Source organism: Stenotrophomonas sp. TWI587 (genome assembly GCF_039674145.1).
GTDB classification, from domain to species: Bacteria; Pseudomonadota; Gammaproteobacteria; order Xanthomonadales; family Xanthomonadaceae; genus Stenotrophomonas; species Stenotrophomonas maltophilia_AY.
In genome coordinates this window covers 419,245-445,006 of the sequence record NZ_JBDJMW010000001.1, presented here as the reverse complement: position 1 = coordinate 445,006, position 25,762 = coordinate 419,245, and the positions used below count along the sequence as shown (strand labels likewise).

The 25,762-nt window shown below is 67.2% G+C and carries 29 protein-coding genes and 1 tRNA gene; 4 read left to right on the top strand and 26 right to left on the bottom strand.

Annotated elements, in window-relative coordinates; genetic code table 11:
- Nucleotides 1-12 precede the first annotated feature (12 nt).
- From hisIE to hisS, 11 genes are all read right to left on the bottom strand, one after another.
- On the bottom strand, nt 13-651 hold the full coding sequence (gene hisIE, locus ABE464_RS02105) for a bifunctional phosphoribosyl-AMP cyclohydrolase/phosphoribosyl-ATP diphosphatase HisIE (protein WP_346470527.1): 639 nt from the start codon (nt 649-651) through the stop codon (nt 13-15).
- Nucleotides 641-1,417, bottom strand: coding sequence for an imidazole glycerol phosphate synthase subunit HisF (hisF, locus tag ABE464_RS02100; RefSeq protein ID WP_152150670.1), 777 nt, complete (start codon nt 1,415-1,417; stop codon nt 641-643). The genes hisIE and hisF overlap by 11 nt, the downstream gene beginning before the upstream one ends.
- Complete coding sequence (hisA, locus tag ABE464_RS02095; protein ID WP_346470526.1) at nt 1,411-2,145, bottom strand: 1-(5-phosphoribosyl)-5-[(5-phosphoribosylamino)methylideneamino]imidazole-4-carboxamide isomerase; 735 nt, start codon at nt 2,143-2,145, stop codon at nt 1,411-1,413. Before hisA ends, hisF begins: the two co-directional genes overlap by 7 nt.
- Nucleotides 2,142-2,744, bottom strand: coding sequence for an imidazole glycerol phosphate synthase subunit HisH (hisH, locus tag ABE464_RS02090; protein WP_070472962.1), 603 nt, complete (start codon nt 2,742-2,744; stop codon nt 2,142-2,144). Before hisH ends, hisA begins: the two co-directional genes overlap by 4 nt.
- Nucleotides 2,741-3,814, bottom strand: coding sequence for a bifunctional histidinol-phosphatase/imidazoleglycerol-phosphate dehydratase HisB (gene hisB, locus ABE464_RS02085; RefSeq protein ID WP_346470525.1), 1,074 nt, complete (start codon nt 3,812-3,814; stop codon nt 2,741-2,743). The genes hisH and hisB overlap by 4 nt, the downstream gene beginning before the upstream one ends.
- Nucleotides 3,811-4,899 (bottom strand): histidinol-phosphate transaminase, encoded by a 1,089-nt coding sequence (gene hisC / locus ABE464_RS02080; protein ID WP_346470524.1) that lies wholly within the window; start codon nt 4,897-4,899, stop codon nt 3,811-3,813. Before hisC ends, hisB begins: the two co-directional genes overlap by 4 nt.
- On the bottom strand, nt 4,896-6,191 hold the full coding sequence (hisD, locus tag ABE464_RS02075; protein ID WP_346470523.1) for a histidinol dehydrogenase: 1,296 nt from the start codon (nt 6,189-6,191) through the stop codon (nt 4,896-4,898). The genes hisC and hisD overlap by 4 nt, the downstream gene beginning before the upstream one ends.
- The gene (gene hisG / locus ABE464_RS02070; RefSeq protein WP_121036643.1) at nt 6,188-7,099 is read right to left on the bottom strand and encodes an ATP phosphoribosyltransferase; all 912 of its coding nucleotides are present in this window, start codon (nt 7,097-7,099) and stop codon (nt 6,188-6,190) included. Before hisG ends, hisD begins: the two co-directional genes overlap by 4 nt.
- Before the next feature lie 11 nt (nt 7,100-7,110).
- Complete coding sequence (locus ABE464_RS02065; RefSeq protein ID WP_346470522.1) at nt 7,111-7,431, bottom strand: YerC/YecD family TrpR-related protein; 321 nt, start codon at nt 7,429-7,431, stop codon at nt 7,111-7,113.
- Nucleotides 7,432-7,598: 167 nt separating this feature from the next.
- Nucleotides 7,599-7,865, bottom strand: coding sequence for a hypothetical protein (locus ABE464_RS02060; RefSeq protein WP_346470521.1), 267 nt, complete (start codon nt 7,863-7,865; stop codon nt 7,599-7,601).
- 23 nt (nt 7,866-7,888) lie between these two features.
- The gene (hisS, locus tag ABE464_RS02055; RefSeq protein ID WP_123729110.1) at nt 7,889-9,286 is read right to left on the bottom strand and encodes a histidine--tRNA ligase; all 1,398 of its coding nucleotides are present in this window, start codon (nt 9,284-9,286) and stop codon (nt 7,889-7,891) included.
- 141 nt (nt 9,287-9,427) lie between these two features.
- Here hisS and ABE464_RS02050 point away from each other — a divergent pair, with 141 nt between their 5' ends.
- Nucleotides 9,428-10,189, top strand: coding sequence for a helix-turn-helix domain-containing protein (locus tag ABE464_RS02050; protein WP_346470520.1), 762 nt, complete (start codon nt 9,428-9,430; stop codon nt 10,187-10,189).
- A gap of 7 nt (nt 10,190-10,196) precedes the next feature.
- On the opposite strand, the gene thrC is transcribed toward ABE464_RS02050, so the two are convergent.
- From thrC to ABE464_RS02025, 5 genes are all read right to left on the bottom strand, one after another.
- Nucleotides 10,197-11,489, bottom strand: a complete 1,293-nt coding sequence (thrC, locus tag ABE464_RS02045; RefSeq protein ID WP_346470519.1) for a threonine synthase — start codon at nt 11,487-11,489, stop codon at nt 10,197-10,199.
- A 31-nt stretch (nt 11,490-11,520) separates the two neighbouring features.
- Nucleotides 11,521-12,438 carry a homoserine kinase gene (locus ABE464_RS02040; RefSeq protein ID WP_346470518.1) on the bottom strand — a complete coding sequence of 306 codons (918 nt, stop codon included), beginning with the start codon at nt 12,436-12,438 and terminating at the stop codon, nt 11,521-11,523.
- Nucleotides 12,439-12,449: 11 nt separating this feature from the next.
- Nucleotides 12,450-14,972: a bifunctional aspartate kinase/homoserine dehydrogenase I gene (gene thrA, locus ABE464_RS02035; RefSeq protein ID WP_346470517.1), complete on the bottom strand. Its 2,523-nt coding sequence runs from the start codon at nt 14,970-14,972 to the stop codon at nt 12,450-12,452.
- Between the two features lie 347 nt (nt 14,973-15,319).
- The gene (locus ABE464_RS02030) at nt 15,320-16,267 is read right to left on the bottom strand and encodes a DMT family transporter (protein ID WP_346470516.1); all 948 of its coding nucleotides are present in this window, start codon (nt 16,265-16,267) and stop codon (nt 15,320-15,322) included.
- Nucleotides 16,268-16,333: 66 nt separating this feature from the next.
- Nucleotides 16,334-17,023: an AraC family transcriptional regulator gene (locus ABE464_RS02025; protein ID WP_346470515.1), complete on the bottom strand. Its 690-nt coding sequence runs from the start codon at nt 17,021-17,023 to the stop codon at nt 16,334-16,336.
- A 110-nt stretch (nt 17,024-17,133) separates the two neighbouring features.
- Here ABE464_RS02025 and ABE464_RS02020 point away from each other — a divergent pair, with 110 nt between their 5' ends.
- Nucleotides 17,134-17,601 carry a GNAT family N-acetyltransferase gene (locus ABE464_RS02020; protein WP_346470514.1) on the top strand — a complete coding sequence of 156 codons (468 nt, stop codon included), beginning with the start codon at nt 17,134-17,136 and terminating at the stop codon, nt 17,599-17,601.
- A gap of 54 nt (nt 17,602-17,655) precedes the next feature.
- Here the strand turns inward: ABE464_RS02020 and ABE464_RS02015 are convergent, their stop codons facing one another.
- From ABE464_RS02015 to ABE464_RS01975, 9 genes are all read right to left on the bottom strand, one after another.
- Nucleotides 17,656-17,943: a hypothetical protein gene (locus ABE464_RS02015; RefSeq protein WP_046272599.1), complete on the bottom strand. Its 288-nt coding sequence runs from the start codon at nt 17,941-17,943 to the stop codon at nt 17,656-17,658.
- 200 nt (nt 17,944-18,143) lie between these two features.
- Nucleotides 18,144-18,593, bottom strand: a complete 450-nt coding sequence (locus tag ABE464_RS02010; RefSeq protein ID WP_346470513.1) for a PA2169 family four-helix-bundle protein — start codon at nt 18,591-18,593, stop codon at nt 18,144-18,146.
- A 178-nt stretch (nt 18,594-18,771) separates the two neighbouring features.
- The gene (locus ABE464_RS02005) at nt 18,772-19,485 is read right to left on the bottom strand and encodes a glycosyltransferase (RefSeq protein WP_346470512.1); all 714 of its coding nucleotides are present in this window, start codon (nt 19,483-19,485) and stop codon (nt 18,772-18,774) included.
- Nucleotides 19,482-20,069, bottom strand: coding sequence for a class I SAM-dependent methyltransferase (locus ABE464_RS02000; RefSeq protein ID WP_346470511.1), 588 nt, complete (start codon nt 20,067-20,069; stop codon nt 19,482-19,484). Before ABE464_RS02000 ends, ABE464_RS02005 begins: the two co-directional genes overlap by 4 nt.
- Nucleotides 20,066-20,815: a PIG-L family deacetylase gene (locus ABE464_RS01995; RefSeq protein WP_346470510.1), complete on the bottom strand. Its 750-nt coding sequence runs from the start codon at nt 20,813-20,815 to the stop codon at nt 20,066-20,068. Before ABE464_RS01995 ends, ABE464_RS02000 begins: the two co-directional genes overlap by 4 nt.
- Complete coding sequence (locus ABE464_RS01990; RefSeq protein WP_346470509.1) at nt 20,812-21,807, bottom strand: acyl-CoA dehydrogenase; 996 nt, start codon at nt 21,805-21,807, stop codon at nt 20,812-20,814. Before ABE464_RS01990 ends, ABE464_RS01995 begins: the two co-directional genes overlap by 4 nt.
- A gap of 1 nt (nt 21,808) precedes the next feature.
- Entirely contained in the window at nt 21,809-22,972 is a 1,164-nt protein-coding gene (locus ABE464_RS01985; RefSeq protein ID WP_346470508.1) for a zinc-dependent alcohol dehydrogenase, read from the bottom strand.
- Nucleotides 22,973-23,155: 183 nt separating this feature from the next.
- Complete coding sequence (locus ABE464_RS01980; RefSeq protein ID WP_346470507.1) at nt 23,156-23,395, bottom strand: hypothetical protein; 240 nt, start codon at nt 23,393-23,395, stop codon at nt 23,156-23,158.
- A 76-nt stretch (nt 23,396-23,471) separates the two neighbouring features.
- A complete protein-coding gene (locus ABE464_RS01975) occupies nt 23,472-23,960 on the bottom strand; it encodes a YetF domain-containing protein (RefSeq protein WP_346470506.1) in 489 nt (162 codons plus the stop codon).
- 156 nt (nt 23,961-24,116) lie between these two features.
- Between ABE464_RS01975 and ABE464_RS01970 the strand changes: the two genes are divergently transcribed.
- Both ABE464_RS01970 and ABE464_RS01965 read left to right on the top strand, forming a co-directional pair.
- Nucleotides 24,117-24,488, top strand: coding sequence for a hypothetical protein (locus tag ABE464_RS01970; protein ID WP_346470505.1), 372 nt, complete (start codon nt 24,117-24,119; stop codon nt 24,486-24,488).
- Nucleotides 24,489-24,505: 17 nt separating this feature from the next.
- Complete coding sequence (locus tag ABE464_RS01965) at nt 24,506-24,670, top strand: hypothetical protein (RefSeq protein WP_346470504.1); 165 nt, start codon at nt 24,506-24,508, stop codon at nt 24,668-24,670.
- Between the two features lie 1,009 nt (nt 24,671-25,679).
- Here ABE464_RS01965 and ABE464_RS01960 read toward each other — a convergent pair.
- A tRNA-Arg gene (locus ABE464_RS01960) sits at nt 25,680-25,756 on the bottom strand.
- Nucleotides 25,757-25,762: the final 6 nt, after the last annotated feature.

Sequence of the window (25,762 nt, the reverse complement as noted above, 5' to 3'; positions counted from 1 at the left end):
TGCAGCCCGTGCTTACCCGGCGTGGCGCGCCGCCAACACCGCGACCGCATCGTCCAGCGACAGCCCACGCGCACGCAGCAGTACGGTCAGATGGAACAGCAGATCGGCCGACTCGCCCAGCAGCGCGTCATCGTCCTGCACCACCCCTGCCAGCGCGGTCTCCACGCCCTCCTCGCCCACTTTCTGCGCGATGCGGCGGATGTCGCCGTCGAACAGCGACGTGGTGTAGCTGCCGGCCGGGCGCTGCTGCTCGCGTTCGCGCACCACGGTATCCAGCCGGCCCAGGAAGTTGCCCGGTGCCTGCGGGAAGCAGCTCTCGCTGCCGGTATGGCAGGTCGGCCCGGCCGGGCGGGCGCTCACCAACAGGGTGTCGTTATCGCAATCGATCCGCACGGCGGTCACCGCCAGCACGTTGCCGGAGGACTCGCCCTTGGTCCACAAGCGCTGCTTGCTGCGGCTGTAGAAAGTCATGTGGCCCGTGGCCAGGGTGTGCTCCAGCGACGCCGCATTGGCATAGCCCAGCATCAGCACGCGCAGCGTGTCCGCGTCCTGGACCACCACCGGCAACAGGCCATCGCCCTTGCCCCAGTCCAGCTGCGCCAGCGCTTCGCGCGACGGCTGCACGTCAATGGAACTTACCTCAATAGACATCTCGAACCTCGATCTGCTGCTCGCGCAGGAACTGCTTGAGCGCGGGAATGGCAATGGCGCCACTGTGGAACACGCTGGCGGCCAGCGCACCGTCAACGTCGGCCTGGTCGAACACATCGGCAAAGTGCTGCATCTCGCCCGCACCGCCGGATGCGATCAGCGGCACCTGGCACAGCGCACGCGCCTGGCGCAGCTGGGCCACGTCGTAGCCGCGGCGCACGCCATCGCTGTCCATGCAGTTGAGCACGATCTCGCCGGCACCCCGGCGCTGCGCCTCCACCACCCAGTCCAGCGTGCGTACCGCCACTGCCTGGGTCTTGTCTGGATCGCCGCTGAAGCGGCGCACGCGCCATTCGCCGTCCGCTTCGCGCACCGAGTCGATACCGACCACGACGCACTGGACGCCGAAGGCATCGGCAAGTTCTTCAATCAGCTCGGGCCGACCCAAGGCGGGCGAGTTGATCGAAATCTTGTCGGCACCGGCATGCAGCACCCGCCGCGCGGTCTCGACATCGCTGATGCCACCGGCCACGCAGAACGGAATGTCGATCAGGCGCGCAATGCGCTCGATCCAGGCCACGTCCACGGCGCGCCCTTCCGGGCTGGCACCGATGTCGTAGAACACGAGTTCATCCGCACCCTGGTCGCGGTAGCGCATCGCCAGTTCGGCGATATCGCCCATGTCCACGTGATCGCGGAAGCGCACGCCCTTGACCACGCGGCCATCGCGCACATCCAGGCACGGAATCAGGCGGCGGCTCAGCATGCCAGCGCTCCTTCCAGGGTCATGCGCCCTTCCAGCAATGCCTTGCCAAGGATCGCCCCGCCACAGCCAACGGCCTTGGCCTGGGCCACATCGTCGGCATCGCGCACGCCACCGGAGGCCTGCACCGCCACGCCGGGAAGCAGTGCGGCCAGATGCTGGTAGAGGTCGATGTTCGGCCCGGACAGCATGCCGTCGCGCGCGATATCGGTGCACAGCAGGTGCTGCATGCCGGCCTCGGCGTAGCGCTGGGCCAGTACGTCCAGCGTGTCCTCGGCGGTCTCGGTCCAGCCATGCACCGGCAACAGCCAGCGGCCATCCTCGGCCTGGCGCGCGTCCAGCGCGATGGTCAGCCGGTCCGGACCGAACTCGCGCAGCCAGCGGATCACCGTCTCCGGTTCGCGCACCGACACCGAGCCGACCACCACACGGGTGGCACCGGCGTCGAGGATGCGCGCGACGTCATCGCGCGAGCGCACGCCGCCGCCGGTCTGCACCTTCAGGCTGGTCTGAGATGCGATTGAGGAGAGCAGCGGTGCCAGCGTGTAACCGCCGGCACGGGCTGCGTCCAGATCCACGAGGTGCATCCAGCTCGCGCCCGCCGCGGCAAACGCCTGCGCGCGCGGCAGCGGGTCATCGCCATAGGTGGTCTGCTGCGCGTAGTCGCCCTGCAGCAGCCGCACCACGCGGCCTTCGCGGATATCCAGGGCGGGATAGACGATGAAACTCATGTCGGTTCGTTCTCGATGAAATTACGCAGGATGCGCGCGCCGGTATCGGCCGAACGCTCCGGGTGGAACTGGGCGCCACTGTGCCGGCCGCGCTGCACGACGGCCGCGAACAGCCCGCCGTGATCGCAGGCCGCGACAGTGTCTTCGCCCAGGGGGGCGGCGTAGCTGTGGACGAAGTACGCGCTGGCCCGGGCCGGCACGCCGGCCAGCAGCGGCGACTCGCGCAGCGGCAGCAGCCGGTTCCAGCCCATGTGCGGCACACGGATGCCGGTGGCGGGACGCAGGTGGCGCACGACCCCGGGCAACAGGCCCAGGCATTCGACGTGGCCTTCTTCAGAACCATCGAACAGCAGCTGCATGCCCAGGCAGATCCCGAGCAGCGGCACCTGCAGCTCGCGCAGCGGCTGCACCAGACCCTGCGCATGCAGACGTGCCATGCCGTGCGGGGCCGCGCCGACGCCGGGCAGGATCACCCGCGACACGCCCTCCAGCCCCTGCGCATCGCGCACCAGCCGCACCTGCACGCCCAGCCGTTCCAGCGCATAGCGGACCGAGCCGAGGTTGGCGCCACCCGCATCGATCAGCGCAACCTCGGTCACAGCGCCCCCTTGGTGCTTGGCAGCGCGGTGCCCTGCCGCGGCAAGGCCTGGCGCAGCGCGCGCGCCAGCGCCTTGAAGCAGGCCTCGACCTTGTGGTGGTCGTTGTCGCCGCGCACGCTCAGGTGCAGATTCAACCCGGCCGCATCGCACAGCGAGCGGAAGAAGTGCGGCACCAGCTCGGTCGGCATGTCGCCCACGCGCTCGCGTTTGAACTCACCTTCGAAGACGAAGTACGGGCGGCCGCTGAAATCCAGCGCGGCACTGGCCAGCGTTTCGTCCATCGGCAGAGTGAAACCGTAGCGACCGATGCCGCGCTTGTCGCCGAGTGCCTCACGCAGGGCCTGCCCCAGCGCCAGGCCGGTGTCTTCAATGGTGTGGTGCTCATCAATGTGCAGGTCGCCCTCGGCCTGCACGCTCAGCGCGAAACCGCCGTGCTTGCCGATCTGCTCCAGCATGTGATCGAAGAACGGCAGCCCGGTGTGGGTCTGCGGCTCGGCGGTGCGATCCAGATCAACCTCGACCCGGATCTTCGTTTCCTTGGTATTGCGCTGCACGGTGGCCCGGCGCGGCGCATCGGCCAGCTCATGCGCGATCGAGATCCACTCCCAGTCGCCGCCGAACTGCTCTGTGCGCAGCTGGAAGCCGCGGATCTTCATGTTCTCGGCGAACTGGATATCGGTCAGGCGGTCACCCACCATCGCCGAGCGCGACCAGTCGATGCTGCGGTCCTGCAGGTACGGCAACATCAGGCCGATACCCGGCTTGCGCGTCGGCGCGTTGTCCTGCGGCCAGGTGCCGTCGATCAGCACGTCACGGAAGGTGATGCCCTGGCTGGCGAAGATCTGCAGCATCAGGTCGTTGGGGCCATCGAAGCTGGCCTGCGGATAGCCTTCGGTGCCCAGGCCATCCTGGTTGCTGACGATCACGAACTGATAGCCCGCATCGCGCAGCTTGAGCATCGCCGGGATCACATCGCGCACGAAGCGCAGCTTCTCGTAGGCGTCGATCTGGAAATCGGCGGGCTCTTCGATGAGGGTGCCGTCGCGGTCGACGAACAGAATCGGGGTCATGCGGCAGCCCTCCGGGCCATCAGGGCGGCGAGTACGCGGTCGTTCTGGTCCGGGCTGCCGAGGGTGATGCGCAGTGCATCCCCCAGTTGCGGCGCGGCACGCTGGTCACGCACCACCACACCGGCGGCGAGCAGCGCATCGAATGCGCCCTGTGCGTCGGCAAAGCGGGCCAACAGGTAGTTGCCCTGCGAGGGATAGACACGCACCACGCCGGGCAGCGCGGCCAGGCCGGACTGCAGCCGGGCACGTTCGGCCTTGATCTGCGCGATGCGCTGGGTGGTCACGGCCAGGCTCTCCGCGCCGAGACCGGCCAACGCCAACTCGGCACAGGGCGCGGGCACCGGGTACGGCGCCTGGCAGCGGCGCAGCAGCTGGATCAGGGCAGCATCGGCGATCAGACTGCCAATGCGGGCGGCGGCCAGCGCATGCGCCTTGGACAGCGTGCGCAGCACGGCGATGTTCTCATAACGGCTCAACAACGTGGTCGCGGACGGCTGCTCGGCATATTCGCCGTAGGCCTCATCCACCACCACCAGCGCCCTGCCCTGCAACGCGATGGCCACCCGCTCGATCTCGGCCAACGGGATCACGCTGCCGGCGGGATTGGACGGCGAGCACAGGAACACCAGCTTGGCATTACCACCCAGCGCAGCGGCGATCACCGCATCGATATCGGCGGCCAGCGCATCGCCCTGATCGACCAGCGGTACCTCGATCAACGGCGCGTTCTGCAGGCGGGCGCAGACGGCGTACATGCCGAATACCGGCGGCGTGGTCAGCACCGCATCACGGCCCGGCTCGCACAGCGCGCGCACCAGCAGATCGATGGCCTCGTCACTGCCACGGCCGATCAGCAGTTGTTCGGCGGAGCAGCCGTACAGCTCGGCCAGCCGATCGCGCAGTGCTGCCGGCTGCGGGTCGGGATAGCGGCGCGCGCCACCGGCAACGTCGGCCGGATTGGCCCAGGCCGATTCATTCGCGTTGAGCCAGACATCACCGGTCAGCGCGCTGCTGCGCGCCGAGGAATACCCGGCAAACGCCTGCAGGTCGGCACGGGCCAGGGAGAGGATGGAGGCAGCACTCATGCGGCCGCCTCCATGCGCAGCGTCACCGCGTTCTCGTGGGCGTCCAGGCCCTCAGCGCGCGCCAGCACGCGGGCACATTCGCCGATCGCCGCGATACCGGCGGCCGTGGCCGACTGCACGCTGATCAGGTTCTGGAAGCTGGCCACGCTGACGCCGCTGTAGGCGCGGGCGGCACCGGCGGTGGGCAGCACATGGTTGGTGCCACTGCAGTAATCGCCCAGCGCTTCGGGGGTGTAGTCGCCAAGGAATACCGAACCGGCCGCTTCCACCTTGTCCAACCACGCGCGCGGCTCGCGCAGCGCCAGAATCAAGTGCTCCGGCGCATACCGGTTGCTGATCGCGAAGGCGTCGTCCAGCGACTCGACCAGGATCAAGCGCGAGGACGCCAGCGCCTGCGCCGCAATTTCCGCACGCGACAACTGCGCCAGCTGCGCCTCCACCGCCGCTTCAACCTGATCCACCATCCGCGCATCGTCGGTCAGCAGCAGCACCTGCGAGTCCGGGCCGTGCTCGGCCTGCGAGAGCAGATCGGCGGCAACGAATGCCGGAGTGGCACCGGCATCGGCAATCACCAGCACTTCGGACGGCCCGGCCGGCATGTCGATCGCCGCGGCACCGTCCTGGGCAACCTGTTGCTTGGCTTCGGTCACGTAACTATTGCCCGGGCCATACAGCTTGTCGCAGGCCGGCACGCTGTCAGTGCCATAGGCCATCGCCGCGATCGCCTGGGCGCCGCCCAGCTTGAACACGCGGTGCACGCCGGTCAGGCGCGCGGCCACCAGCACGGCAGGATCGGCGCTGCCGTCCTTGCGCGGCGGCGTGCACAGTACGACTTCCCGGCAGCCGGCCAGCTGTGCGGGCACGCCCAGCATCAACGCGGTGGACGGCAACGGCGCACTGCCAGCCGGCACATACAGACCCACCCGACCGATCGGGCGCACCACGCGTTCGCAACGCACGCCGGGCGCGGTCTCGACCGCATAGCCCTGGCTCATGCCGGCCTGGTGGAAGGTACGGATACGTGCGGCGGCATCGATCATCGCCTGGCGCAGTTCGGCCGAGACGGCCTGCTCGGCGGCGGCGAACTCCGCCTCGCTGACCTCGAAGGTCTCCGGTGCCACCCCGTCGAAGCGCAGGGTGATCTCGCGCAGTGCGGCATCACCGCCCTCGCGCACCGCTGCGATCAATGCGGCGACGGACTCGCGGGTACGCGCCGCCACGGCCTGGACGGGGCGTTGCAGCGCCTGCGTCTGGGCACCGGCATCCAATTGGGACCACGTCAAACGATTCATGCCAGCGACCGCTCCACACTCAGCACCATCAATCCCTGCGCGCCCGCGCGCTCCAGGTCCTCCAACCGCTGCCAGGTCAATGCACCGTGGCACATGGTCTGCAAACGCAGGTGGCCGCCATCATCGGGCAGCTGCACCAGCGGATCGGCATCGGGCAGCAGGCGGGTCAACTCGGAGACGCGGTCCAGCGCGGCGCGGAACATCAGCAGCTTGCTGTCCTGCACCTTCACCACGCCATCAAGACGACGCAGCAGCATGGCCATCAGACCGGCGCGAGCGTCATCGGGTGTACGGACCGGGCCAGCCAGCACCGCTTCGCTTTCCAGCAGGGTTTCGACCGGCTTGAGCTGGTTGGCGGCCAAGGTGGCGCCGCTGGACACCAGATCGCAGATCAGATCGGCGGTGCCCAGGCGCGGGGCGATTTCGACCGAGCCGGACAGTTCGACCACCTGGGCATCCACGCCGCGCTCGGCCAGCCAGTCGGCCAGGATCGCGGGATAGCTGGTGGCGATGCGCTTGCCGGCCAGCTGCTCCACGCCCGTCCATTCCCACTCCTCCGGCACCGCCAGCATCAAGCGGCACTGGCCGAAGTTGAGCCCGCGCAGCGCCTGGTAGGCATCCGGCAGGCCGATCCGGCGGCGGGCGGCGCCCTGTTCGTCGAGCTCGTTGCGGCCGACGATGCCGAAGTCGCACACGCCATCGGCGATCAGGCCGGGGATATCGTCGTCGCGGACCAGCAGCAGATCCACCGGCAGCGATTCGCCGTAGCAGAACAGCTTGTCGCGGCTCTGCCGCCAGCTCAGCCCGCAGGCGGTCAACAGGCTGCGGGCGGGCTCGGCCAGCCGCCCGTTCTTCTGGATGGCGATACGCAGCCGGTCACGTGCCGGGGCGGTCTGGGTTGCACTCATGGGGGAGGTCTCTACTCGGATTCGGGGAAGGTCGGCGTGGCGGCGATGGCGGCGGCGTAACCGCCGTGGCCGTGGTCCAGCGAGCGCGCCACGCGCCCGGTGGTGGTCACGCTGACCCCGGTCAGCTCATGGATCTCGCGATACGGCACGCCCTGCTGCAGCAGCGGCACGACCTTCCAGCGATCGGACAGCGCTTCCAGCTCGGCGGGGGTGCACAGATCGCGCAGGAACGCGGTCACCGCGTCCGGATCGGACAGCGCAGCAAAGGCACGCGCCAACGAGGTCAGATCAGCCTGGGCATCTTTTTCGCGGGGGACGGGACGTAGTTTCATCGTATCAATGTAATAGCGTGCTATTACATTAGCGCAAATGACGGCGCACGGTCAAACCGCCGCCGCAGGTGGACTGGGCCTGTTCAGGGTCTGGAAACGAACAACGCCCGCGTTGGCGGGCGTTGGATGGGTATCCACGGAGAAGCGTGCCGACCAGCGGTCGGCACCTACCGGCAGCGGACCTCGGCACGCAGGGCACCGCTGCGCAGGCATTCGCCCAACAGGCTACCTTGGCGGCTGGGGAGCGACTCCAGGGCTTCCAAAGCCCCAGCGCCACCGGGGCACTGCCGGTCGGCCAGCTCGCCCAGGTCGCGTTCGAGCTGCTGGTGATCGATCACATGGCAGCGGTCTACCGTCAACCAGTAATGCCCGGGGCCGATCCGCTTGCTGTGACGCACCGGATCGCTCTGGCAGGCGGCGAGCAGGAGCACCATCAGCGCCCCTGCCCCGACCCGCTTCATGCCATGGCCTTGGCCTGCTCCAGCTCGACCTGCAGTGCGCTGGCCAGCTCGTCGCGGGCGACCTCGAACTGCTGCTCGCGCAGCAGATCCTTGACCGCCACCACGCCACGCGCCAGCTCATCTTCACCGGCCAGCACGACGAAACGGATGCCGGCCTTGGCGGCGTACTGGAACTGCTTGCCGATCTTCTTCGGCTCCATCTGCACTTCGGCATTGATGCCACCCACGCGCAGGCGACGGGCGATGTCCAGCGACTCGGGCAGGCCGTTGTCGTCCATCAGGGCCACCAGCGCATGCACGCTGCTGTCCTCGATCCCGGCGATCAGGCCCGCTTCGCGCAGCTGCCAGAACAGGCGGGTCAGACCGATGGAGATGCCCACGCCCGGCAGCTTGGATTTGCTGTAGTGGCTGGCCAGGTCTTCGTAACGGCCGCCGGAGCAGATCGAGCCGATCTGCGGATGGTCGGTCAGCGTGGTCTCGTAGACGGTACCGGTGTAGTAATCCAGACCGCGCGCGATCGAGAAGTTCAGGCAGTACGCGGTTTCCGGCACGCCCAGCGCCTTGACCAGCTGCAGCACTTCGCGCAACTCGGCCACGCCCTGCTTGAGCGTCTCGCTGGCGCCGCCGTCGACCAGCAGCGCATCCAGCTGCGCCAGTGCATCGGCATGGCTGCTCGAACGTACCGCCACGAAGGCCAGGATGCGCTCGACCTGCTCGGCCGGAATGGCAAAGCCCTCGCCCACCAGCGTCTCGCGCACGTAGTCGGCGCCGCGCTTGTCGAGCTTGTCCACTTCGCGCAGCACGGCCAGCTGGCGTTCGCCATCGGCCACACCCAGGCTTTCGAAGAAGCCACGCATCAGCTTGCGGTTGTTGAGCTGCACCGAGAAATCACCGATGCGCAGCTCGGCGAACACCGCATGGATGACCGCCAGCACTTCGGCGTCATAGCGGGTGCTCAGCGCGTCCTTGCCGATCACATCGATGTCGCACTGATAGAACTCACGGAAGCGGCCACGCTGGGCACGCTCGCCGCGGTACACGCGCTGCATCTGGTAACGGCGGAACGGGAAGGTCAGGTCGTGTTCGTGCTCGGCCACGTAGCGCGCCAGCGGCACGGTCAGGTCGAAGCGCAGGGCCAGCTCGGGCAGCGCCTTCTCTTCGGCTTCGGCGGCGTTGGCCAGCGCGCCGGTGGACTGCACGAAATACACCTGGCGCTCGGTCTCGCCACCGGATTTGGTCAGCAGCACATCGGACAGCTCGAACACCGGGGTTTCCACCGGCAGGAACCCGAACCGCTCGTAGTTGCGGCGGATGACGTCCAGCATGCGCTGGAACGCGATCTGCTCACGCGGCAGCAATTCCATGATGCCGGGCGGCGTACGGGGCTTGATCACTTGCGGGACTCCTGCGGAAACGGGGGGATGAGCGAGCGGCATATTCTAGCCGCAGCCGGCGCAACGAGCCGCATCCGGGCGTCGGGGCCGGGCCAATGACGGCATGACGTATCATAGGCAGGCCCCTCTTGCTGACCTGACATGACCCGGCCTCACTCCGGTACCGCGCTTTCCGCTGTTGAAGACCCTGCCGCCCCCGGTTGCTCGCCCCTGCGCGACTGCCTGCATTGCTCGGTACGGCACCTGGCGGTCTGCTCGGCGCTGTCGCCGGACGAAGTGCAGGCGCTGGAGCGGGTCACCGTGTCCCAACCGCTGCCGCTGGGGTCCACCTTGGCCCGTGCCGGTGAGCCGCGCCAACATGTCTATACGATTACCGCCGGTGCACTGCGCCTGGTCCGCACATTGGCAGACGGCCGTCGCCAGATCAGCGGGTTCGTGCTGCCTGGCGACTTCCTGGGGTTGAGCGGCAGCGATCATCACCGCTACGACATCGAAGCGATCGCCGACAGTCGCGTCTGCCGCGTCTCCCTGCCGCAGATGAAGGACCTGCGCTCGCGCTTCCCGCACCTGGAACGCAAGCTGCTGCAGCGCGCCTGCCAGGAACTGGACGCCGCGCAGGATGCCGCGATGGCACTGGGCCGGTTGCAGCCGGCCGAGAAGGTCGCCGATTTCCTGCTGCGTCTGGCCGCGCGCGAAGCGTTGCTCGGTGAGCCGGTGCTGCGCGTGACCCTGCCGATGGGCCGCGGTGACATCGCCGACCATCTCGGCCTGACCATGGAAACCGTCAGCCGCACCTTCACCAAGCTGCGCCAGCAGGGCCTGATCGCCCTGCCCCATCTGAACACCGTCGAGATCCTGGACGAAGCGGGCCTGCAGAAGCTCTCGGCCGACGAGTCGTACTGACTCCGCCTCAGCGCCGCAACAACACCTCACGCAGTGCGCCATACGCCGGTGCACAGGCTTCGGCCTGCGCCGGCCGCTCCAGCAGCGCGGCCAAGGCCGGCGGCACCGCCAGCGGCGTCCCGATCAATGGCTCCACCACCGACTCGAATTTGGCCGGATGCGCCGTCGCCGCGACCGCCCAGTGCCCCTGTGCGCCGGCGGCCCGCACGTGCTCCAGGCGCGCCACCGCCGTCGCCGTATGCGGGCAGAACACCTCGCCATGCAGGTCATGGCGCCGCTTGATCAGTTCGCGGATGGCCGCGTCATCCACCGCTTCGGCAGTGAACGCGCCCCGCAGTGCCACGTCATCGTCGTTGTACAGCCAACGCAGCCGCTCGAAATTGCTCGGTGCGCCCACGTCCATCGCATTGGCGATGGTCGCGACGCTGGTCTGTGCCCGGTAGGCCTCGCCGTGGAAATAGCGCGGCAGCACATCGTTGGCATTGGTCGCCAGCGCGATCTGCCCCAGCGGCAGCCCCATCGCCCGCGCCAGGATCGCCGCCATCGCATTGCCCAGGTTGCCGGTCGGAATCACCAGATTCAGCACGTGTCCGGTCTGCGCCTGATGGACCAGCGCGGCATGCGCGTAGTAACTCATCTGCGGCAGCCAGCGGCCCAGACTGATGCTGTTGGCCGAGCTCAACGGCACCGCGTCCTGCAGCTCGCGATCACCCAGCGCCTGCTTCACCATCGCCTGGCAATCGTCAAACGAACCGGCGACGCGCAGGGTGTGGATGTTGTCGCCGAAGCACCCCAACTGATGCGCCTGGCGCGGTGAGACCCGACCGTCCGGGTACAGCACCACCACCCGGATCCCCGGCTGCCGGTGGAAGGCCGCGGCGACGGCCGCCCCGGTGTCGCCCGAGGTGGCGACCACGATCGTCAGCGGACGTTCCCGGCCTTCCTGCAGACGGGCAAGACACGCTGCGAGGAAGCGCGCACCGAAGTCCTTGAACGCAGCCGTCGGCCCATGGAACAGCTCCAGCACATGGTCATCATCGGTCGCCAGGGGGCGCAGTGGCGCATCGAAGTTGAAGGCCTGCTCGCAGAGTTCGGGCAGCACCTGCTCCAGGGCATCGTCATGGAAATACGGCGCCAGCACGGCTGCAGCCGTCTGCGCGAAAGAACCCTGCGCTGACCAGTGCTGCAGGCGCGGGCGGTGTTCGGGAACATACAGGCCGCCATCCGGGGCAAGACCCGCGGCAAGCGCCTGGCTGAGCGAGGTAGCGGGAGCAGCGTGACGCGTGGAAACGAACTTCATCGGACATCCCAGAGTAGAAAGAGTGGACGCGTCACAGCAGGTGCGCGGCAGGCGCATTCAAGGGCGACACCCAGCCCTGGCTGTCAAAGCCCGCGTCGAGAAATGCCTGCTGGACCGACGCCTGCGCGGCAAGGGCGGCATCACGCTGCTCGAACCAGGCAAACACGCTCGGCCCTGCGCCGGAAATACTGGCACCCATCGCACCGGCCGCCAGCGCCGCGTCGCGCGCGGCGGCAAACCCGGTGATCAGACCGGCACGGCGCGGCTCGACCAGCACATCACGCAGCCCGGCACGGACCAACGCGGCATCGCCGGTGTAGCAGCCACTGAGCACCAGCGCCAGATTCGCGCTCTGCGCCACGAACTCGCCCAACGCGTAATGCCCCTGCAGCGCGGCGCGCGCGCGGCGGGTCTCCAGCACCGCCTCGGGATGCACCAGCAAGCTGTGCCACGCGGCGGGCACCGGCACCGGCACCAAGCGGTCTGCCGTACTCAGTACCAGGCCACCCAGCAGCATCGGCCCGAGGTTGTCGCCGTGGCGGCCACCACTGGCCACCGCCTCACCGGTCAACGCGAATGGATACAGCGCCTGGCGGGACAACGGCTGCGGCAACAGCGCATTGGCCGCGACCAGCGCCGCCACGCACGAGGCGGCCGAACCGCCCATGCCCGAGCCCAGCGCGATGCCCTTGTCGATCTCCACCTCGAACCCGAACGGCAGATCCAGCGCGGCACGCAGCGCGATCAACGCCGCACCGGCGGTGTTGTCCTCGGCCACCAATGGCAGGTCCACCGTGGTGCCGCGGATCGCCTGGATGCGCACCGTAGGCGCCTCGATGCGCCGCACCGTCACGGTATCGCCAACGCCCTCGATGGCGTGGCCAAGGATGTCGAACCCGACCCCCACGTTGCCGACCGAGGCCGGTGCGAACGCGCGGGCTTCCGTCATGCTGCCCTCACTCACAGGCGCGCTCCCTCGCCGACCGCCACGCGCAGCACATCGGCGAACACACCGGCGGCCGTCACCTCCGGCCCCGCGCCCGGCCCCTGCACCACCAGCGGGTTGTCGCAGTAGCGGCGGGTGGTGAACTGTACGACGTTGTCGGTCAGGCGCAGGTTGGCGAAGGCATGCCCGGCCGGCAACGCGACCAGACCGACTTCAGCGCCGTCAGGGGTCAGGCGCGCCACGTAACGCAGTACGGCGCCGTCAGCCTTGGCGACTGCCAAACGCTCGGCGAACACCGCATCGATCTGCGGCAAGCCTGTCATGAAGTCGTCCACGCTGGCCTGGCGCAGGGCTTCAGGCACCAGGCTCTCCACGCGCACCTGCTCCAGGCTGAGCTCCCGGCCCGCCTCACGCGCCAGGATCACCAGCTTGCGCGCGACATCCACGCCGGAAAGGTCATCACGCGGGTCCGGCTCGGTATAGCCCATGCCACGTGCCTGGCTGACCAGCTCGGAGAACGGCACCTCGCCGTCGTACTTGTTGAACAGCCACGCCAGCGTGCCGGAGAAAATGCCGTCGATCGCCAGCACCTCATCGCCGGTATCGACCAGGTCGCGCAGCGTGGTGATCACCGGCAGGCCCGCACCGACGGTCGCCTCGTAACGGAAGCGCGCGCCACTGCCTGCCGCTGCCTCGCGGATCGCGTGATAGCGCTCCAGCGGGCCGGCACCGGCCTGTTTGTTCGGGGTGACCACGTGGATGCCTGCGGCCAGCCAACCGGCATAGCGGTCGGCCACGTCCGCGCTGCCACTGCAATCGATGATCAGCGCGTGCGGCAGATGCGCGGACAGCAGATGCTCCGTGAACGCCTCCAGATCGCTCGGCTGCGCCGGACCGGACAACGCCGCGCGCCAGTCACCGTTCAGGCCGCGCTCGTCCAGCACCATGCGCGTGCGCGAGGCGACCGCGCGCAGACGCAGATCCACATTTGCGCGGCCGAGCAGCTGCACCTGGGCGGCCTGCAGCTGGTCCAGCAGCGCCGCACCCACATTGCCCGGGCCGATCACACCGACCGAGAACGTCTGCGGCGACAGCCAGAACCCGGCATGCGCCGCGCGCAGGGCCTTGGTCGCGTGGCGGCTGTCCACCGCCACGGAGATGTTGCGCTCCGACGAGCCCTGCGCGATCGCCAGGATGTTGACCTGCGCGCGGCCCAGCGACTCGAACAGGCGCGCCGCCACGCCGGGTTGCCCGGCCATGCCATCGCCCACCGCGGCCAGCACGCTCACGTTGTCGGTCAGCTGCACGCGCTGCACCTGACCCAGGCTCAGCTCGTGCGCAAAGGCCTGCAGCAGCGATTCGCGCGCCCGCACCGCCTCGGCCTGCTTCACCACGCAGCAGATCGAGTGCTCCGAGGAGCCCTGCGAGATCATCACCACCGACACATGCGCATTGCGCAGCGCCGCGAACACACGCTCAGCCGTGCCGGGCACGCCGATCAGGCCGGTGCCTTCCAGATTGATCACGGCCAGGTCCGGACTCAGGGTCAAGCCCTTGATCGGGCCGGACGCGGTACGCTCGGCGGTGATGCGCGTGCCCGGATGGTCCGGGTGGAAGGTGTTGCGGATGATGATCGGCAGCCCGCGCTCGATTGCCGGCGACATCGTCTGCGGGTGGACCACTTTCGCGCCGAAGTAGGCCAGCTCGCAGGCCTCGTCGTAGCTCAACGCTTCCAGCTGCACCGCCTCAGGCACCACCCGCGGATCGGCCGAGAGCACGCCGTCCACATCCGTCCAGATATGCAGCTCATCGGCATTGAACAAGGCGGCGAAGATCGCGCCGGAGTAGTCGCTGCCGTTGCGACCCAGCGTGGTGATGCGGTCCTGGCGATCGCGGGCGACAAAACCCGTTGCCACGATGCGCGATTGCGGATGCTGCAGGCGCCACTGGGCCAGACGCTCGGCGCTGCGCACCCAGTCCACGTCCACGCCCAGTTCGCCGCGCTCGATCACCAGCACATCGCGCGCGTCCAGCACCGCGCAGTCTTCGCCCAGCGTCTGCAGGTACTTGCCCAGCAACTGAGCCGAGTACACCTCCCCCATGCCCTGCACGCGATCCAGCACTTCGGTGGGCAGGCCGCCGATCACCGCCAGCGCACCCAGCACCTCGGCCAACTGGTCGAAGCGCTGGTCCAGCCACTCCACCGTTGCCCCGGCGTGTTCGCCCAACAAGGCAACCGCCGCACCGCGGTGGCGTGCCCGCAACGCGTGCCACTGCTCGCGCCAGGCCGAGCCATCTTCCGCCGCCAACGTGGCCACGCCGATCAGCGCATCGGTGACGCCCTTCATGGCCGAGACCACGGTGACCTGCATTGCTTCCTCGCGCGCCAGCAGCAACTGCGCGACATGGCGATAACGCTCGGCATCGGCCACCGAGGTGCCGCCGAACTTATGGACCACGGTGGTCACGCCGGCCCGCGCGGCGACGGAGACGGCGGGCTGGGCGGAGGGTGGAGCGGAAGCGGCGACAGAAGACATGCTGACCTCGATGGGAGGCCCCGCGTCACATCAGGTTTGAGAGTTTCCCCCGCCACCTGATCTGGGTGCGGGGCCGTGGTTTTCGGAAATTACGCGAAGACGACGGGCCGCACCGGGCGAGTGGTGGCGGTGGTAATGATGGTGGTACCGGTCGACGCGGCCTGGCCGCCCGCGGAGGCGGGAAGGAGCAGGCTGACGTGGGCGGCGGGGGTGACCATGGGCCAAGAAAACTACGCCACCGCCCTGCTTGTCAAGTGCTGCGCTGCAAAAGATGGCGGCACGTAAACCGCTGCGATCGTCGGCCAAAAAGTTGCGAATGACACCATCCAGACAGCACAACGCCTCCCCTACCCCACATGCTCGGCCACCGCCGCAGGTGGCCGATGCGCGTGCGCACACATCAGCACGCCCGACACCAGGCACACGATGGCAACCGTCTCCATCAGCGTCGGCCAGCGCTGCTGCCAGGCAAAGCCGTACAACAGCGCGAACAGCGTTTCGAAAACAATCATCTGGCCGGTCAGGGTCAGCGGCAGGTTGCGGCTGGCCCGGTTCCAGCACGCGTTGCCGAGCACCGAGGCGACTACCGCCACACCCGCACTGATCAGCCAGAAATTGAGCCAGTCGCCCGGCGGATGCACGGTCGCACTGGTCAGGAACGCACTCGGCACCAGTACGAGGGCGAGCGCGCCGGTGGTGATGCCGGTCAGCATCGACCAGTCATGGCCGGACAGATCCGGGCGGCGTGCCAGCCAGCGGCTGTTGCCGATGGAATACACCGCCCAGGACAACAGTGCACCGACCGCGCACAGCAGCCCGAGCAAGCGGCGCCCGGCCGAGCCCTGCGCGTGTTCGGCCATCAAGGCTTCATAGCCCACCAACGCCACGCCGAGCAGGCACAGCAGCAGCGCCGGGGCCAGGCGTCGCAGTGGCACCGCCCCTTCCTCGCGTACACCCGCCAGGGTCACCACGACCGGGATCAACCCCACGATCAGCGAGGCGGCCGCACCACCGGCCCACTGCACCGCATTGGCCAGCAGCAGGAAGTACACCAGGTTGCCGGCCAGGCTCAGCCATAACAGGCCACGCCACTCAGGCCAGCCGAGCCGATCCTTGAGCTGGCGCCAGCGCGGTGCCAGCAGCACGACAGCAATCAGGCCGTAGACCAGATAGCGCCCCGCCGAGAGCTGCACCGCATTGAAGCTGTGCAGCATCGCCGGGGCCAGGAACACCACGCCCCATAGCGCGCCGGCGGCAACGCCGTTGGCGATGCCCACTCCCATCGATCGTTTCATTGCGGCTCGTGCGTGTGTATTGGCCGCGCAGTGTAGGAGCAGCGCGCCACGACGTCTTGACCGAGGCTACTGCCTGCGGAAGGCCTGCGGGGTCAGCCCGGTTTCCCGGCGCAGGGCACGGGTCAGCGCACTGTGCTCGGAGTACCCGGCATCCAGCGCGATGGCAGCGATGCTGTCCGTGCTGGTGAGCAGCCGGTGCTTGGCCCAGCGCAACCGGCAGGCACTCAGCCAGGCCTGCGGTGGCACCCCGAATTCCTGGACGAAGGCCGCGTGCAGGCGACTGCCACTGATGCCGACCAGTGCCGCCATGCGGGCCACGTTCCAGTCCGCCCCCGGATTGGCCGACAGCCGGGTGCACAGTGCATGCAGGCGTGCCGCGCTGCCGGCAGGTGCGTATTGCTGAAGCAGGGTCGCCAGCAGATCGTCACTGCCGTGCGCGGGCGCACCGGCCAGGCGCTGGCGCAACCCCTTCGGCAATGCCAGCCAGCGTTGGCGACGCAGATGTTCGAGGGTGTGGTCATCAATCACGCCCGCCGGGCAATCGACGATCAACATCAGATGATCGCCATCGCCGGTCTGGGCATGTCCTTCGCCGGGCGCGACGAAGGCCCCCTGCAGCACATCCAGGCGGCCGCCCACTGCGTCGAGCTCGACATCCAGATCGCCGCGCAGCGGCAGGATCCATTGCGCAAAGTCATGCCGGTCCACATCGCTGGACGTTCCGTAACACCGCAGGTGGCAGGCGCTGGCGTGCATGCCGATAGTCTGCGCGCAGGGCGAAGGGCGCTGCAAGCTGCGCATCCGCGTACCATGGCAGCCGACCCGTACAACATGGAGCGTTCGCCGTGGCCTGCAGCATCGTCCCCTTGAGTGATCGCCCCGACCTGTTGCCGGTCATCGCCGCATGGTATTTCCAGGAATGGGGCAGCCATGTTGCTGGACTCACCCTGCTGGACGAGCAGCAACGGTTGGAGATCTTCCTCCAGGACGATGAGCTGCCCCTGCTGCTTGTGGCACTGGAGGGCGAGGTCCCCGTCGCTGCCGCGCAGCTCAAATTCCATGAGCGCACGGAGCGCCCCGAACGCCTGCATTGGCTGGGGGGCGTCTATGTCCACCCGGACCATCGCGGCCGCGGCTTGGCCGAGACGGTCATTGCGGAACTGCTGGCGCGCGGCAGGGCCCTTGGCGTGCGGGACATCTACCTGCAGACCGAAGCCGATGATGGCGGCCTGTATCGCCGGCTGGGTTGGGCGCCGCTGGAATCGCTGCAGCATGCCGCGGGCATGCCGGTCCGGATCATGGTCCGCAGCGTGGCCGCCGACCGCGTCGACTGAACACGCGGTCGCAGGACGTTGGATCGAGAATGAATGCGATGCCGTTGAACGGCGTCAGCGGAAGCGCACCGGCTGCGGCGCCGGGCGGTCGGCCAGCGATCCCAGCGTAAACGTGTAGCCAGCCTCTTCCAGCAGCTTGCGCATGCGCAGTTCCGCACGCTTGGGATAGGCCAGCGACGTCGGTGCGTGCAGCGCGTAGGAGGTGGACTTGCCGGGCAGCGTTTCGCGCGTCACCGAGGACTGATTGGTCTCGCACGCGTTGGCCCACAGGTCCATCAGCACCTTCGGGCCGATGGATTGATTGTTGCTGAGACGAAGCGTCAGCCAACGCATGTGTTCCATGTCAAATCCAAGCGGCTCTTTGTCCCGAGTATGCACCAATTTCCCGGTGACCGTTCGCTGCCGTCTGGATGCGACTCCACCTGGCTATTGGCCCCTACAAACGAACAGCCCCGGCGCGGGCCGGGGCTGTTCTGTGTACCGCTTCAGGAAGCGACGCGGTGGCGACCGTGGGGAATCGCCGCCGCCTCGCAGGTCTGAACTCAGTGCTTCATGGCGTGCTTGCGGTCGCGCATCACGGCATGGCATTCCTGCACCTGCGGCAGCAGACGCTGGACTTCCTGGCGCGCAGCCGGCGAGGTGTCGGCATCGGTCAGAGTGTCCTTGAACGCCTTCAGCAGGCGATCTTCGGATTCTTCCAGTTCGGCCACATAGCCGTACTGCTTGTCGCCCAGGGTGGCGCGCACCTTGCCGTAGAACTGCTGCATGGAACCGACGGAGGTGCCATGCTCGGCCGGCTTGCCACCGGCGGCGACAACGGTGGCGCTCAGCGAGCGGACGATCTCATTCTTGACACCGGCGATACGGGTGAAGAGCGCCGCCAACTCGGCATCTTCGACCTTGCCTGCGGCCTCGGTGTAGAACTCCTGGCCATCGCGGGCGATTTCGATCAGGTCGTTCAAGTTATGCGCGGTCTTCGATTCGGTATTCACTGCGATGTACTCCTGTTGGTCCGGTTTGACCCGTGTGTTGTTGTCGGGGTGAGTCGACTTTTCCGCATCGGCCATGAAGTCGGCGTGACACTCAAATCCCAGTGTTCAGCGACCTCAACGCGCTGCGCGATAGATGTGCACGGCGCGTCGTCGAGGTGCGAAATGCGTGTTACTTCCTTCAGCGCGCCAGCAACGAAATGGGGACGATGTCGCTCACCACATCGTCCGCCACGAAGCCCACACGCTGTTCCAGGCGGCGCAGGAAGTCACTGAAACCATGCGGTGCACGCGCGTGCCGGCGTGCGCTGGTCATCACGCGTGGACTGGCGAGCCGGGCCACCCGCATGCCGGCCCCGTGCATCGCCTGGATGAGCGCGACGTCCTCACCCGTGACCAGCGGCGCGAAGCCGCCGGACTGCCGATACGCCACCGCGCTGAAGCCCATGTTCGCGCCGTGTACGTGCGGGTGCCCGTCCACCGCATGCTCCCCCTGCAGGAACTGCTCGCGCACGGCCTGCGGGTAGTCCAACCAGTCGCCCACCGCCACCACGCCACAAAAAGCGCTCGCACCACACTGCAGCTGGCGCGCAAGCCAATCCGGCGGGACCACGCTGTCTGCGTCGGTGCAGCCGATCCAGCGCGCACCCAGCGCCAACGCGCGCTCACTCGCTGCCGCACGCGCGACACCCACACACCCGGCGTCAACGCTGACCATCTCTACGCCCATGCGCTGGCAGATCCAGGCCGTCGCATCACTGCAGCGATCCAGCGCCACCACGATCACCACGGGCTCATCGCGCAGGGCCGGATGCAGCGCCGCCACCTGCAGCGACTGCAGGCAGGCCGCGATCAGCTGTTCTTCGTTGTGCGCGGGAATAGTCACGGCGATCATCGCAGGCCCTCGCGTTCGGCTACGGAGGTGGTGTCGGCCGACCAGCCTTCCAGCAGCATGTCCTCGTCGCGGTACGAGAACAGGCGTGGCAGGCTGTCATCAAACTGCGCGTGTACGAACGCGGCACTGCAGCGCGCCTGCTCGAACGGCACGCGCCAATGGCAGGCGATCACCACGCCCTGCGGCGTGAGCGATTGGACCACCTGCGCCGCCAGCTGACGCATATCGTCTTGTGAGAGGTAGTAACCCATTTCTCCGAGCACGATCAGATCGAACACGCCTGCTGGCCAGTCCTGTGGATGACGGGCCTGCTCGATGGAGACGTGCGCGTGGCGTCGGGTGATCGCGCGCGCCGCGGCGACGGCGCCTTCGCTCAGATCAGTGGCGAGCAAGTGATCGCAGCGCTCGGCCAAGGCCGCTGTCAGCACACCGTTGGAACAGCCCAACTCCCAGCAACGGGCAACGCGCTCGCGCGGCAGACTGGCCAGGGTGAGCGCACGCTTGCGCTGCTCATACCAGCGGGTGCGGTACTGGAAGGGATCCTCTTCCTCGTACAGCGCATTGAAATAGGCGACATCGCTCATCCGATCACTACCTCGTAATTGCGTTCGAACCGCTGCAGCACCGCGGCAGGCAAAATGGGTTCGCACTGCAAGCCCTCCACCGCACCGGTCTGGGTCACGAATTGCTGGATCGCATCACGCTTGCGGTCCACCAGGGCGTCATCCAGCGCATAGCGCCTGGCCGATGCCCAGGCCGTCGCTGCCGCCGCCGGATCCAGCCAATGCCAGCCCCACACCGGGTATTCCTTCACTGCGGCGCCACGCGCGGTGCAGGCCTGCACGCAGGCACGCGCGACTGCCTCATGGTCCGGATGTCCATCAAAGCGCCACGGTGCCAACACCAGATCATCCGGCTGCAGCAGGCCCGCCAACTGCTCGCCAATCCATGCCTCGCTGGCGGTCACCGCGCCATCGCCGATGTGCCAGGCGATCCGCGTTGCGCTCGCCAAGCCCAGGCAACGCAGCGCATCGTCCAGCTCAGCCGCACGAGCCACGCGCAGCCGCTCGGGCGACCACGCGGGTTGATCGGGATAGCAGGCTTCGCCGTCCGTCACCGAGACCACCGTGACCGCCAGGCCTCCCTGGCGTGCAAGCGCCATCAGGCCGCCGCACGCCAATACTTCATCGTCGGGATGCGGCGACACCACCACCAGCCGCTGCGCATCGCCAAACAGCGTCGCGGCGGACGCAAGCGGCAGCGACTGCAACCACGGCGAAGCCGCCCACTGCGCTTCGGTTACACCGCCGCCTTCAATCTGACGATTCACAGCGTCCACGTACGCCCCTCGCGGTGCATCAGGTTGCCAAGATGCTGCCAATCGCGGTCCGCGTGGCTCTGGCGGATGAAGACCGTCAGGTCGGCCCAGCGCAGCGCGTGTGCCGGGTCCATGCACATCGGCCCTGGCCCAAGCGCCCTGCCCACCCGATCCAGCGTCAGGGTGGCGGCGCGCTCCACCGCGCTGCGCGCCCGCACGATCTCGCGCTGATGGGGTTGGTCGGGCTGTGCATCGATCAGCGCGGCGAGCTCGCGCAGCAGGGAGGCGCATGGCGACAGCGCCAGATCAATCTCACCGAGCAGGCCAGATGCCGTACCCGGTTCGTCGGCACGCGCGTTCTGCAGCAGCGGCTCGGCCAAGGCACTGGCCCCGCCAAACCAACAGGCCGCGATACCCGCGCCACCATGCCAGAAGCCGGGGCGCTGCAGATAAGCGTCCGCCGCACCGACCTCCACGGCCGGCACCTGGTCGAAGCGTGCCGTCCCACTCGGGACCCGCCCCATGCCCGTCGCTTGCCATGTCTGCGGCAAGAAGCTCACGTTGGCGCGGCGTACCGGCACCAGAAACAGCCGCGAGCGCCCGTCATCGCGCACCGTCACCAGTGCATGGTCAACCCAGCCTGCGCCGGAGCACCACGGCTTGTCACCGGAGAGCGTGCCGCTGGCCCGATCAAAGCGCAGGGTCGCTGCCGGCCCTTCGGCTGCCCATACCGCACCCAGTCGATCGCGATCCGGTCTGGCGGCGCCCAGTTCCTCCAGGATCGCCTGCGCGTCGTAATGTGCTTCGAGCACCTTGGCCAGGCACAGGTCGCGCGCCGCGATATGCGCCAGTGCCTGCCAGCGCGGCAGCGTGTCGCCGCTGCCGGGGCCCGGTAACGACGGTTGATGTTCGATCCAAGCGCGCGCCTGCGTCTGCAGGTCGTCCAGTTCGGCCACCGGCTGTGGGTGCGTAACCGGGGGTGTCGCGGGGACTACAGCGTTCATATCAGGGCGTCAGGATCACCTTGCGGCAATCCTCCTCTTTGCGGTCGAAGATCTCGTAGCCACGCACCGCGTCTTCAAGCGACAGCCGGTGGGTCACGATCACACCCGGATCCAGCCGGCCTTCGCCGATATGGTCGAGCAGCTCGGGCATCAGCTTCTGCACATGGGTCTGGCCCATCTTGAAGGTCAGGCCCTTGTCGAACGCGTCGCCGAGCAGGAAGCCGTGGATGAAACCGGCATAGACACCCGGGATGCTGACCGTGCCGCCGCGACGCGTGGCCGCGATGCACTGCCGGATTGCCACGCCGCTGCTGCCCTCCACCTTGAGCGTGGTCAGCGCCGACTCCAGCGCACTGCCCTCCGCCTCGAATCCAACCGCTTCGATCGTGGCATCGACACCGCGGCCATTGGTCTGGGTGATGATGTACTCCGCCGCATCCTCCACCTGGGTGAAATCGATCGGCGTCACGCCGTAGGTCTGCTGCGCGAACGCCAAGCGATACGGCAGGTGATCGACCATGAAGATGGTCTCCGCGCCGAGCAGGCGGCAGCACGCCGCGCTCATCAGGCCGACCGGACCCGCGCCAAAGATCGCCACCGTGGAGCCCGGTTTGACGCCTGCATTGATCGCGGCCTGGTACCCGGTCGGCAGGATGTCGGATAGGAACAGCACCTGCTCATCGGTCAGCGCGTCGGGAATGCGCAACGGCCCGACGTTGGCCTTGGGCACGCGCACGAACTCCGCCTGCCCGCCCGAGACGCCACCATAGAGATGGCTGTAGCCGAACAGCGCGGCCGGCGGGCGAATGCCTTTCTGATTTACTGCCGCGCCCTTGCCGGTATTGGTAGTCTCGCAGGCCGCGAACTCGGTGAGCCGGCAGTGGAAGCACTCGCCACACGCGATCACGAACGGGATGACCACGCGGTCGCCCGGGCGCAGATCCATCACGCCTGCGCCCACTTCCTCCACCACGCCCATGAATTCGTGGCCCAGCACGTCGCCGGTGTGCAGATTCGGGATCTTGCCGCGGTACAGATGCAGATCAGAGCCGCAGATCGCCGTGGCGGTGACGCGCAGAATGATGTCGTCCGGGGCGGCCAGCGCGGGATCCGGCACGGTGTCGACCCGTACGTCCTTGCTGCCGTGGTAAGTCAGTGCGCGCATAGCCAACTCCGTGTCCAAGTACCTCTGTGGTACGTGGTACGGCGTAGCAGTGTCGTGACCGCATTGTGTGCGGGGCCTTCATCCCGCCACTTGGCAGACGCACAGTTCCGCCACGCGGGCCCCCTGCCCTTGCGTGACAGATAAATCATTCATTCTGTAGGCACCGTATCGAGTGCGCTGCCCTTACTCGACCGTGGGCGCAGAGGGCGTTTCCGGATCCGTCGGCAGCTCCTGCGGCGGCGATGCGGGGACCGGATCGCCCTCTGGCGGGACTTCCTGCGGCGGCTCCTGCGCCGGCGGATCGCCTCGGCCGGGTTCTTCCACCGGCGGCGCGGGCGGCATGGGGTCCGGGGTCGGGTCTGGCACCTGGGAGATCACATCGTCGAATGTCGCCGCCGTTTCGGCGTTGATGGTCGTATACATGGTGCGTCTTCCTATGCTGAGGTTGCGCTCGACGCTACGCGGCAGTCTGTCAACATCCAGCGAGGGGCACGCAGATTCAATCGTCATTCGTGGAAGGACTCTTGTGCACCGTGATCTCGCCCGAGGTTTCCAGCACGGCCAGCTCGACCTGCCCAAAGCCTTCGCAGCCGTTGGCACGCATCGCAACCTCCAGATCCGCCGGGCTGACGTTGCAGCGTTTCACCTGCTCCCAGTAGATCGTTCCGTGGCGCGCCAGCACCACCGGCACCCCCTCCACGATTTCGTTCAGGCGTTTACTGCGCGCCCCCAGGAAGCCGACGAACCAGTTCAGGCCGATCAGTGTGGCCGCCAGGATCAGCCCGCCCGGCAGCGAGGTGTCCTCACCGATCAACGAGTTCTGCACGGCCGTACCCAGCAGTACGATCACCAGGATGTCGAACGGCGTGGATTGGCCCATGGACCGCTTGCCGCTCATCCGGGTCAGCACCAGGACCACCACATAGACCGCGACCGCGCGGAACACGAACTCCCACCATTCCATCCCCAACTCGAACATCTCATGCATCGCGGCAGCCTCCGTGTGGCGAGGTCTGGACGATAGGAACTCCCAGGTGAAGCCGGTGGGAGCACCCGCCCTTCACGGCACCCCCGCCCCTTCGTAACAGCGGCAGGACTAGCGTCGAGGCATAACCGCCCTACCCGTTCGCGCAGGAGACACACCATGCAGCACGACAAGACCACGCCCGCCTCCGCCGAAGACGCCCACGCCACGCACAACTGCCCGCCGGCGGAAGGCGCCGTCGACAAGAAACGCACGTCGGAGAACCATGACGAAGCGCTGGAAGAGACGTTCCCGGCCAGCGATCCGATTTCGCCTTTCGTTGCGGCCAAGCCGCCGAAGGACGACGAGGACGCGAAAGATCCGGATGCGGCGCGGCTGGAGACTGAGAACGAGGGCTACAACCAGCACGGCCACGGCAAGGGTGGCAAGGCCGGTGAAGGCGAGCCGGATGGCGTCCGCGAGGATGACGGCATCACCCAGCCGAACTTTGGCCAGGGTGGGACGTCTGGCAAGCAGATCCCGGAACGTTGATCTAACGAGGAGATGTCATGACTACTGCACCGCGAGCACCGGCTACGAAAGAAGACGACCAGCAGAAAAGCCATACGCCGGACAAGCTAAGGAACGACGACGCCCGGTGGAAAGACAAGGACATGCCGGAGGCGGAGCATGGGGCTACGCCTGAGGATTATGAGCGGCTTGGGGAGGTGTGACGCGCAGCGCTTGTGCCGACTTGGGTAACGCGCTAGAACGAGAACCGTTGTCTCCCTGTCGAAGACGACGCATCGCATCCTTCGCACGTGTCAGCACAAGAGGCTCAATAGACCTCACCAACTCCGTCATCTTGCCAGTGCGCATGCCAAACACACACTCCCGCCTCCACGTGAAGCTTCCCATCAGGTTCCTCTGGCACGGCCCCGTTGTCTACAGAAGAGCGACGTCTTGACCGCTACTTGAAGTTGATGAACAACCGGCACCGCAGCATGATGGTTCTCTAGGCTTATGGCAGCTGCGATGCCGCTACACTGTCCAAAGCCACGAGTGGACGGGTAGGTCAACGGCTGCCGCTCTTTAAACGCTTGCCGTTCGAAGCAAGCAATGCCTGTGGGCCGCAGTCATCGCGGTGATTCCATTTGCAGACTTCACCACAGGAGCTACTATTCATTCCGCCAGGTAATTCATCTCTGGCCAAATTTTTCGAGCGCAAGGAGATTTTTATGTCAGATGGATTCAAAGACAGCCCCGAGTATGACGACTGGATTGAGTCGGGGGGACGCGACGAAGACTACAGTCACTATTACAACAAGTGGCATCGGCGAGTTAATCGATAGCCTCTAACCTCTCCAAAGAGCCTACCCACCTAGTTGGTGAGGTAGGCTCTTTGGGCTTTGGGGCCGCAACGGCCGTCTCAGTCTGATAGCTAACAGCACCGACAGACAGCTGCAGGGTAACGCTCGGCATGCTACGGGATGCGTATCTCGCATACCCTACGCCAAATGGCGTGGGCGACCAGGATCGACTGGTCTGACTCATTGTCTTTGACAACATGCCAAAGGTCCGGGCCGCTGCCGGCAGGTTTTAGCACCTCGCAGACCCTACGAGGGAGGACAAGGACCACATTACTTCGTGCCTGAAAATGACGAGGCAGCTGAGGCCAAGCAGGATCTCCGGCTGGCCGTGGGCAATCAGCAAACACGAAGCTAGCATCAGCACTTGAAAACATGGTGACCCCGGCCCGATTCGAACGGGCGACCTTCCCCTTAGGAGGGGGACGCTCTATCCAGCTGAGCTACGGGGCCACGGAG